The 8,152-nt window shown below is 62.5% G+C and carries 8 protein-coding genes and 1 riboswitch; of the genes, 3 read left to right on the forward strand and 5 right to left on the reverse strand.

The genetic code is table 11. The annotated features are described in order from the left end of the window. The first annotated feature begins 1 nt into the window (after position 1). The 3 genes from CWI66_RS02920 (at position 2) to CWI66_RS02930 (ending at position 2,521) form a co-directional block, all read left to right on the forward strand. Complete coding sequence (locus CWI66_RS02920; RefSeq protein WP_096922475.1) at positions 2-1,075, forward strand: HlyD family secretion protein; 1,074 nt, start codon at positions 2-4, stop codon at positions 1,073-1,075. A 26-nt stretch (positions 1,076-1,101) separates the two neighbouring features. Further along, entirely contained in the window at positions 1,102-2,199 is a 1,098-nt protein-coding gene (locus tag CWI66_RS02925) for a DUF2955 domain-containing protein (RefSeq protein ID WP_232710715.1), read from the forward strand. A 145-nt stretch (positions 2,200-2,344) separates the two neighbouring features. Further along, positions 2,345-2,521 (forward strand): CsbD family protein, encoded by a 177-nt coding sequence (locus tag CWI66_RS02930; protein WP_100730889.1) that lies wholly within the window; start codon positions 2,345-2,347, stop codon positions 2,519-2,521. 154 nt (positions 2,522-2,675) lie between these two features. Here the strand turns inward: CWI66_RS02930 and aztD are convergent, their stop codons facing one another. The 5 genes from aztD to CWI66_RS02955 all read right to left on the reverse strand — a co-directional run bounded on the left by aztD (position 2,676) and on the right by CWI66_RS02955 (position 8,145). Further along, on the reverse strand, positions 2,676-3,935 hold the full coding sequence (gene aztD, locus CWI66_RS02935) for a zinc metallochaperone AztD (protein ID WP_100730890.1): 1,260 nt from the start codon (positions 3,933-3,935) through the stop codon (positions 2,676-2,678). Positions 3,936-3,985: 50 nt separating this feature from the next. Then, positions 3,986-4,918: a zinc ABC transporter substrate-binding protein AztC gene (aztC, locus tag CWI66_RS02940; RefSeq protein ID WP_100730891.1), complete on the reverse strand. Its 933-nt coding sequence runs from the start codon at positions 4,916-4,918 to the stop codon at positions 3,986-3,988. 115 nt (positions 4,919-5,033) lie between these two features. Continuing rightward, on the reverse strand, positions 5,034-6,950 hold the full coding sequence (gene thiC / locus CWI66_RS02945; protein ID WP_100730892.1) for a phosphomethylpyrimidine synthase ThiC: 1,917 nt from the start codon (positions 6,948-6,950) through the stop codon (positions 5,034-5,036). A gap of 25 nt (positions 6,951-6,975) precedes the next feature. Then, positions 6,976-7,644, reverse strand: coding sequence for a thiaminase II (gene tenA / locus CWI66_RS02950; RefSeq protein ID WP_100730893.1), 669 nt, complete (start codon positions 7,642-7,644; stop codon positions 6,976-6,978). 85 nt (positions 7,645-7,729) lie between these two features. Further along, a riboswitch (TPP riboswitch) is annotated at positions 7,730-7,861 on the reverse strand. 89 nt (positions 7,862-7,950) lie between these two features. Then, positions 7,951-8,145, reverse strand: coding sequence for a tyrosine-type recombinase/integrase (locus tag CWI66_RS02955; protein ID WP_137095120.1), 195 nt, complete (start codon positions 8,143-8,145; stop codon positions 7,951-7,953). Positions 8,146-8,152 lie beyond the last annotated feature (7 nt).

Genomic DNA, 8,152 nt, shown 5'->3' on the forward strand with positions numbered 1-8,152 from the left:
AATGACTCCTGATCAACGTTTCAGCCGCTGGGTACGTATTGCGCTGGCGGCGTTTGCGGTGCTGTTCGTCTATTTTCTGGTGGCTGACAGCTTCATGCCGATGACCCCAGAGGCGCGGGTGATGCGGCCGGTGACCCAGATAGCCCCGGAGCTGGGCGCGCCCGTGCAGGCGGTACTGGTGAACGACCACCAGCGGGTAGCCGCAGGGGACGTGTTGTTCCGGCTGGAGCCAGCACCGTTCGAGCTGGCCCGGCAGCAGGCCTTGCTGAACCGCGAGCAGGCCGAGCAGGAGAACGCGCGACTGCGGGCAGAGCTGGCAGCGGCCAGGGCATCGCTGGTGTCTGCCCAGGCAACTCTGGAGGAGCGCAGCGGTGAGCGTCGCCGCGCCGAGGCGCTGCTGGGGCGGCAGGGCATCTCCCGCCAGCAGTACGACCAGCAGGTGGCCGCCGAGCATACCGCCCAGGCGGCCGTGACTTCCGCCCGCGCGCAAATCGATAGCCTGGAGGTGCAGCTGGGAGAGGAGGGCGAGGCCAATCTGCGCCTGCGCCAGGCCAACAATGCGCTGGCCCGCGCCGAGCTGGACCTGGAAAGAACCCAGGTACGCGCACGCGAGGCGGGCGTGGTGGCCAACTTGCAGCTTCAGCCGGGAGATTATGTGCCAGCGGGGCAGCCGGTGATTGCGCTGGTGGCCGACCGAGCAGAGATCGTCGCGGACTTTCGTGAAAAGAGCCTGCGCCATGTGAACGTGGGCGACGAGGCTCAGGTCGTGTTCGATGCCTTGCCAGGGCACATTGCCAAGGGCCGCGTTACCGCCCTGGAGGCGGGCGTACGCGAAGGGCAGCTGGCAGCCGACGGTCAGTTGACCAGCATTCCTACCTCCGACCGCTGGGTAAGAGATGCCCAGCGCATGCGCCTGCACATTGCGCTGGACGATCCTTTGAGCACCCACCTGGCCTCACTACCCCCCAGCGGAGCACGGGCAACGGTGCAGCTATGGCCGGGCCAGCATGCCCTAGCGGCGCCCTTCGCTTGGCTGCAGGCGCACCTGGTGAGCTGGCTGCACTATGTCTACTGACATGTTTACTAACACGGTTTACTGACATGCCTACGTCTATGGTTCGGTTTAGCAGGCGGCTCACTCACCGATTCAAACAGGGTTTCCGTCATCCGCCCCAGGCGCGGCCCGCGAGCCGCCTGGACCAGAACGGCCTGCGCCAGTGCGTGCGCGTGGCGGGGGGCGGGCTGCTGGGGTTCGTGGTCAGCCAGTTGATGGGCTGGAACTACGGGGTGTTTTTCACCGTGTTCCCGATGTTCCTGCTGGGCATGGTGCCTGTATTGAATGCTGGCATCATCCGTCAGTTTCTGGCCAATGGCAGTCTCAACGCGCTGGAGGTCAGCATGGTGGTGGGGCTGTTGAAGCACATGCCGGTGGTGATGACGCTGGTAGTGCTGGGGCTGTTTCTGCTGCGCTTCTCCTTGATGGCCAGAGGGCCGCTGTTTCTGTTTGGTGCCAATGGCGTCCTGACGCTGAGCATACTGCTGCACTTTGCCAGCTACCCCAGCGTAGACCTGGGCGATTTGCTGGCCAGCAACCTGATGGCCAGCGTGCTGGCCGTGTTCATCGCCATGCTGATGCATACCCTGTTCCCCGATACCGAGCCCCGCCAGCCGCCGCCCAGGGCGGCCAAGCCGCTTGCCCAGGTGCGCCATGAAACCCTGCTGGGCGGGATCACGGCCACGCTCTCGTTCGTGGTGTTCCAGGTGTTCGACCTGCAAGGTTCATTGTCGGCGCAAATGGCCACCATCCTGATTCTGTTCACGCTGGGGTATCAGGGCGCTCGGGTATCGGCAGCCAAGCGCGCCGTGGGCACCTTGCTGGGATGCAACCTGGCGCTGGCCATGCAGCTCGTCCTCTATACCCAAAGCCACCATTTCCTGCTGGTGATACTGCTCTATTGGCTGGGGCTGATGCTGTTCGCCCGCGAGCACATTCTGGAAGGCGGCGGCTCTGGCATCGGGTTTGGCGGCTTGACCACGCTAGGCATTCTGTTCGGGCAGTCGCTGGGGCCACAGCAGGACCTGGTGTACAGCGCGCTGTACCGCTTCTCTTCCATGAGCGTGGCGCTGGTGGCAACGCTGGTAGTGATGGCGTGCGTGCAACGGGTGCTGAACCGCTTTGTGGCCACTCGGATTGCGTGAAGGCTGCTTGAACAGGAGCCAAGCCTTTGCAAAAAAGAAAATGGGCAACTTTGGCAATACCCGCTACGCTGATAACAGGCCGCACGGTCAGGTAGACCCGTAGCACAGCGGCCGATTCCCTACTAACGGATTAGAGGTGTTCGTCATGGCAGGTACTTCAGATAAAGCAAAAGGCACGGCCAACAAGGCAGCAGGCAAAGTGAAAGAAGCGGCTGGCAAGGTAACGGGTAGCACTGAAGCCGAAGCCAAAGGCAAAGCGCAGCAGGCCAAGGGCGAACTGCAAAAAGGCAAGGGAGATGTGAAGGACAAGCTCGATAAGTAAGCAGCGTTCGTATTCGTTGCCGGATCGCTAGCCCGCCCCATGGGGCCAAACCGTTCAGGTTATCGATCCGGCGGCCAATACCCTCTCAATAACAACACCGGAGCCCGAAGGCTCCGGTGTTGTTTTGTGCGAGCCGTCAAAGGGGCCAGCAGGCTTAGTGCCCGTGAGAGACGCCGGTGCCGCCCACCGCCACGATATTGAACGGCTTGCCTTCAAGGGCCATCTCATCGACCTTTTCGAAGGTTTCCGCACTGACGAAGTGCAGCGTTTCGGTAGCGGGGTCGGTGACCACGATATGCTCACCCGCCACGGCAATGCGTGGGCGCGGGTCGTTCCAGTGGCCATCCATGGAGTAGGGCTCGGTCAGGCGCAGCGACTGGGTCAACTCGCCGTTCAGCACATCCAGTTGATGCAGCTGGCCATCTTCGGTGAACACATAGGCGTAGCGGGCGCGAATCGGGTCCACCGCAAAGTGCACGCGACCGGTAGGCAGTTGCACCAGCTGGAAGCCTTCTTCACCTTCGGTGGGGTCGACCAGCAGCACCCGGTCTGGCCCATAGTTACCCAGGAAGTACTGTAGCCCGGTGCCGCCCAGCAGGGTGGAAGCACTGCCTTCCGGCAGGGAGCTCGGGTAGGGCAGGTGGGTGATCTGGGGCATGCCGTCTTCCGTGGCGATCAGCAGCAGGCCGGTGTGGCAGGCCAGCGCATAGAGGCTGCCAGAGCCCGCCGAGCCGTGCAGCCCAGGGCAGGCCACTTCGTCGCCGACCAGGTTGCCCTCGCTATCCAGTACCTTGGCACCGACCGGGCGTTGAGACGCATCTTCCGGGTTGACCACCGTCACCACCGCATGCTGGTGGAAAGGCACGGCCACTCCGTGGTGCGCCGCCTCCACCGGCACCGCACGAATCTCGGGGGACTCTGCCAACAGGCTGCTTTCGGTGAATAGGCGGGCTTCGTCTTCACCATCGAACCACTGGGCAATGTAGCCTTGGCGCTCGACGAAGTGGGCGGGGCGCTCCCCTTCCAGAACCGTGCTCAGCAGCGCCGGGTCGGCCACCTCGATATCGGCGTGGTCGCCGTGGTCATGGAAAGCGATGCCGGTATTGATCACCGACACCGTGTTTGCCGCTCCTTGTACGGCAAATACCGCCTCGCCGCTACGGGTGCGATGCAGCGCCGCCGGGCCTTCCAGCTCGAAGGTGTTCAGCAGCGACTTCTCCGTGGCGTCGATGACATGGACCACGGCATCCTGCTGGTCGGCGACCACCAGCCGCCAGGCCGTGACGTTTTCATCGTGGGCATGGTCATGGCTGTGGTTGGAGTGACCATGGGAGTGGTCGTGGGCCTGCACGGCGGCACTGCCTACCGCGAAAGCGAGCGCGGTCAACGCTTTACCTACAAACATCGGGGTCATCGTTTCTCTCTCCTTGAGCCCAGAAGGGGCGTGGTTAATCACCTGGGTGGCTACTGCAGCGCCGTCACAAGGGTGTCGACGTTATGGCGCATCATGTCGAGGTAGCTGGCCGCCGGGCCATCGTCCCGCGATAGCGCGTCCGAGTAGAGGGTGCCGCTGAGCGACAGACCGGCCTCCTGAGCGATTTGCTCGACCAGCCGGGGGTTGGAAATGTTTTCGGCAAATACCGCCACGGCGCTCTGCTGCTCGATGGCATCGATCAGCTGCGCCACATGGGCGGCCGTGGCTTCGGACTCGGTGGAGACCCCCTGTGGGGCCAGAAAGCGCACGCCGTAGGCCTCTTCGAAGTAGCGAAAGGCATGGTGTGCCACCACCACGGTACGCCGGGATTCGGGAATCGTGGCGATGCGCTCATGGATTTCCTGCTCCAGCGCTTCCAGGTCCTGTGCGTAGCGCTGCTGGTTGGTGCGGTAGGTGTCGCAGCCTTCCGGGTCCACCTCGCAGAAGGCGTCGGCAATGCGCACTACATACGCCTTGGCATTGGGCACCGACTGCCACGCGTGGGGGTCGTAGGGCGCTTCATGGAACACCGCCCGGTCGCCATAAAAGTGGTAGTGCCCGCCCATGGGGTCTTCAAGATGCACCGCGTGCTCCGAGACGGTGACCACGCTGGCCTCGGTACCGCTGGCCTCGATCAGGCGGGTAAGAAAGCCCTCGAACATCAGGCCATTGATGAGCACCACGTCTGCCTGCGCCACCTGGCGAACGTCGGCTGGGGTGGGCTCGTAAACGTGGGCGTCGTCGTTGGCGCCCACGATGCTGGTCAGCGCGATGCGTTCGCCGCCGACCCGGCGGGCCAGGTCTTCGATGATCGAGAACGAGGCCATCACGTTCAGGGCGGGCTCATCGGCCATGGCGTTCAGGCTGCCCAGCGCCATCATGCCCGCCGCCAGCAGAGAAGGTACGCGTTTCAACAGACCCACGGTGAGGCTCCTTGATTGAATTAATATGTTATAACATAACAATAGTGGACCGAACATCAAAGAGGCCGAACATCCAGAGGGTTTCTCCCCCCGCCCGCAGGCGGGGGGAGAGCGGTCACACCTCCTGGTATAGCTCGCTGCCTTCCCGGCGGAACTTCTCCGCCTGCTCCTGCATGCCGCGCTTCACCGCCTCAGCGTCGCTTTCAGCGGCGTTTTCCGGGGTGCGGTCGCGGTAGGTGTCGCGCACTTCCTGGCTGATCTTCATGGAGCAGAACTTCGGCCCGCACATGGAGCAGAAGTGGGCCACCTTGGCGGAATCCTTCGGCAGGGTTTCATCGTGGAATTCCCGGGCGGTGTCCGGGTCCAGGCCCAGGTTGAACTGGTCTTCCCAGCGGAACTCGAAGCGCGCCTTGGAAAGCGCGTTATCGCGCCGCTGCGCCGCCGGGTGGCCCTTGGCCAAATCCGCCGCGTGGGCGGCAATCTTGTAGGTGATGATGCCGGTTTTCACGTCATCCTTGTTGGGCAGGCCAAGGTGCTCTTTCGGCGTCACGTAGCAGAGCATGGCGCAGCCAAACCAGCCAATCATCGCCGCCCCAATGCCAGAGGTAATGTGGTCGTAGCCGGGGGCGATATCCGTCACCAGCGGGCCGAGGGTATAGAAGGGCGCTTCGTCGCAGTACTCCAGCTGCTTGTCCATGTTCTCTTTCACCAAGTGCATGGGCACGTGGCCGGGGCCTTCGATCATCACCTGCACGTCGTGCTTCCAGGCAATATGGGTGAGTTCGCCCAGGGTTTTCAGCTCCGCCATTTGCGCTTCATCGTTGGCATCGGCAATGGAGCCGGGGCGCAGGCCGTCGCCCAGCGAAAACGCCACATCGTACTGCTTGCAGATCTCGCAGATCTCCTCGAAGTGGGTGTACAGGAAGCTCTCCTGATGGTGATACAGGCACCACTTCGCCATGATGGAGCCGCCACGGCTGACGATGCCGGTGACGCGGTTGGCGGTGAGCGGCACGTAGCGCAGCAGCACCCCCGCGTGGATGGTGAAGTAATCCACCCCCTGTTCCGCCTGCTCGATCAGCGTATCGCGGAAGATCTCCCAGGTGAGGTTCTCGGCAATGCCGTTGACCTTCTCCAGCGCCTGATAGATGGGCACCGTGCCAATCGGCACCGGCGAGTTACGGATGATCCACTCGCGGGTTTCATGGATGTTCTGGCCGGTGGAGAGGTCCATGATGGTATCCGCACCCCAGCGGATGCCCCAGGTCATCTTGTCCACTTCCTCTTCGATGGAAGAGGTAACTGCCGAGTTGCCCAGGTTGCCGTTGATCTTCACCAGGAAGTTGCGGCCAATGATCATCGGCTCGCTTTCCGGGTGGTTGATGTTGTTGGGAATGATCGCCCGGCCACGGGCCACCTCATCGCGCACGAACTCTGGCGTGATCTCCTTGGGCAAGCTGGCGCCGAAGCTCTGGCCCGCATGCTGATGGCCCAGAATGCGCTCTACTTCTGCCGTTCCCAACGCCTGGCGGCGCTGGTTTTCCCGCAGAGCGATGAACTCCATTTCCGGCGTGATGATGCCCTGGCGGGCGTAGTGCAGCTGGGTCACGTTCTTGCCCACTTTCGCCCGGCGGGGTGTGCGGCTTAAATCAAAGCGCAGCTGGGCAAGGGTGGGGTCGTTGGCGCGGCGCTGGCCGTACTGGCTGGTGGGGCCATCCAGAAACTCAGTGTCGTTGCGCTCTTCGATCCAGGCCCGGCGTAGCTCCGGCAGGCCCTGGCGCAAATCGATGTTGGCGCTGGGGTCGGTGTAGGGGCCGGAGGTGTCGTACACCAGCAGTGGCGGGTTCTGCTCATCCGCGCCGCTGGTTTTGGTGGGCGAGAGGGTGATCTCCCGAAATGGCACGCGAATATCCGGCCGCGAGCCTTCCACGTACACCTTGCGCGAGCCGGGCAGCGGCGCCACGGCGGCGGCATCGACCTGGGCGGTTTCGGCTAAAAAGTGTGCGGTGTTGCTTTTGACGGTCTTGGTCATGACGGTTGCTCTATGTGGTAGGAGATTATTCAGAAAGGTCTAAACCCATCTGCCAGAAGTCGATTTCCAGGCGGGTGGCATCGCGGAAGATTTTGCTCAGCTCACGAAAGCGGGCGGGGGTGACATCCGCCAGGCGGGCATCGAGCCACGCAAGCTCCGCCTGCATGGCGGCCTGGAACTCCTCGCTTTCGTACATGGCGATCCAGGCATCGAAGGGGTTTTGCGCGCCGCGCAGCGTAGAGGGCTGCGCGTTCAGCCAGTTGGCGATTTCGCCGTAGCCCACCAGGCACGGGGCCAGCGCCACGTGCAAATCGAGCAGGTCGCCGCGATTGCCGGTATCCAGCACATAGCGGGTGTAGGCCAGCGTGGCGCGGGCTTCGGGGAGTTCGGCAAGCTCCTGTTCGCTGATGCCCCACTCCTGGCAAAAGCCCACGTGCAGGCCCAGCTCCACATCCACAATGGCTTTCAAGCCCTCGTGGGCCTGCCGCAAATCCGCCAAGGTAGGGCTTTTGTAAGCGGCCAGCGCATAGGCGCGTGCGAAGTGGATCAAGAACAGGTAATCCTGCTTCAGGTAGTGGCGAAACGACGCCTCAGGCAGCGTGGCATTGCCCAGTTGGCGCACGAAATCGTGCTCGATGTAGGCGCGCCAATCGTTCTGGCAAGCGGTGGTGAGATCGGTAAAGCGGTAGCCCATATTGGATGCCTCCGGTGGTACAGCGAACCGGCGCACGGGCGTAGGGAGAGTGAGTTGGGGCAAGGTATCAGGTGAACACGGCGCACCCCAACCACCGCTTGATTCCTACGCCGGTACTAGCCGGATCAGGTTCAACGGGCCCCGCCGTGACGACTTGCTGTAGCAGCCAGCCGTATAGCGATCTCAGCCGGTTCCACCGGCACCCCGTCAAGCAGTATTCAGCGCAGTGTAGGAGGCGGGTGGGGGAGATGCAAGGGGCGTTAACTTGATCGACAATGGGCATCATTGAAGTATGACTGCCCTTCACTAACCCAATGGACTTCTGACACCCGCAAATCCATTGCCTAGCACATGGGTGTATATTTGGGTGGTTTCGATACTTTTATGGCCCAGCAGCTCTTGAACAGTACGAATGTCAGTACCTTGGCTTAGTAGCTGAGTGGCGAAACTGTGCCGCAAAGAGTGGCATGAGCCAGGGCGTGTTAAAGAAGATGAGCGCATGGCATAT

This window comes from Halomonas sp. 141 (assembly GCF_002810305.1).
GTDB classification, from domain to species: domain Bacteria; phylum Pseudomonadota; class Gammaproteobacteria; order Pseudomonadales; family Halomonadaceae; genus Vreelandella; species Vreelandella stevensii.

Coding starts and splice junctions, on each gene's coding strand:
- CWI66_RS02920 (WP_096922475.1), top strand. CDS start 2: ATGACTCCTGATCAACGTTTCAGCCGCTGGGTACGTATTGCGCTGGCG.
- CWI66_RS02925 (WP_232710715.1), top strand. CDS start 1,102: ATGCCTACGTCTATGGTTCGGTTTAGCAGGCGGCTCACTCACCGATTC.
- CWI66_RS02930 (WP_100730889.1), top strand. CDS start 2,345: ATGGCAGGTACTTCAGATAAAGCAAAAGGCACGGCCAACAAGGCAGCA.
- aztD (WP_100730890.1), bottom strand. CDS start 3,935: ATGACCCCGATGTTTGTAGGTAAAGCGTTGACCGCGCTCGCTTTCGCG.
- thiC (WP_100730892.1), bottom strand. CDS start 6,950: ATGACCAAGACCGTCAAAAGCAACACCGCACACTTTTTAGCCGAAACC.
- tenA (WP_100730893.1), bottom strand. CDS start 7,644: ATGGGCTACCGCTTTACCGATCTCACCACCGCTTGCCAGAACGATTGG.
- CWI66_RS02955 (WP_137095120.1), bottom strand. CDS start 8,145: ATGCGCTCATCTTCTTTAACACGCCCTGGCTCATGCCACTCTTTGCGG.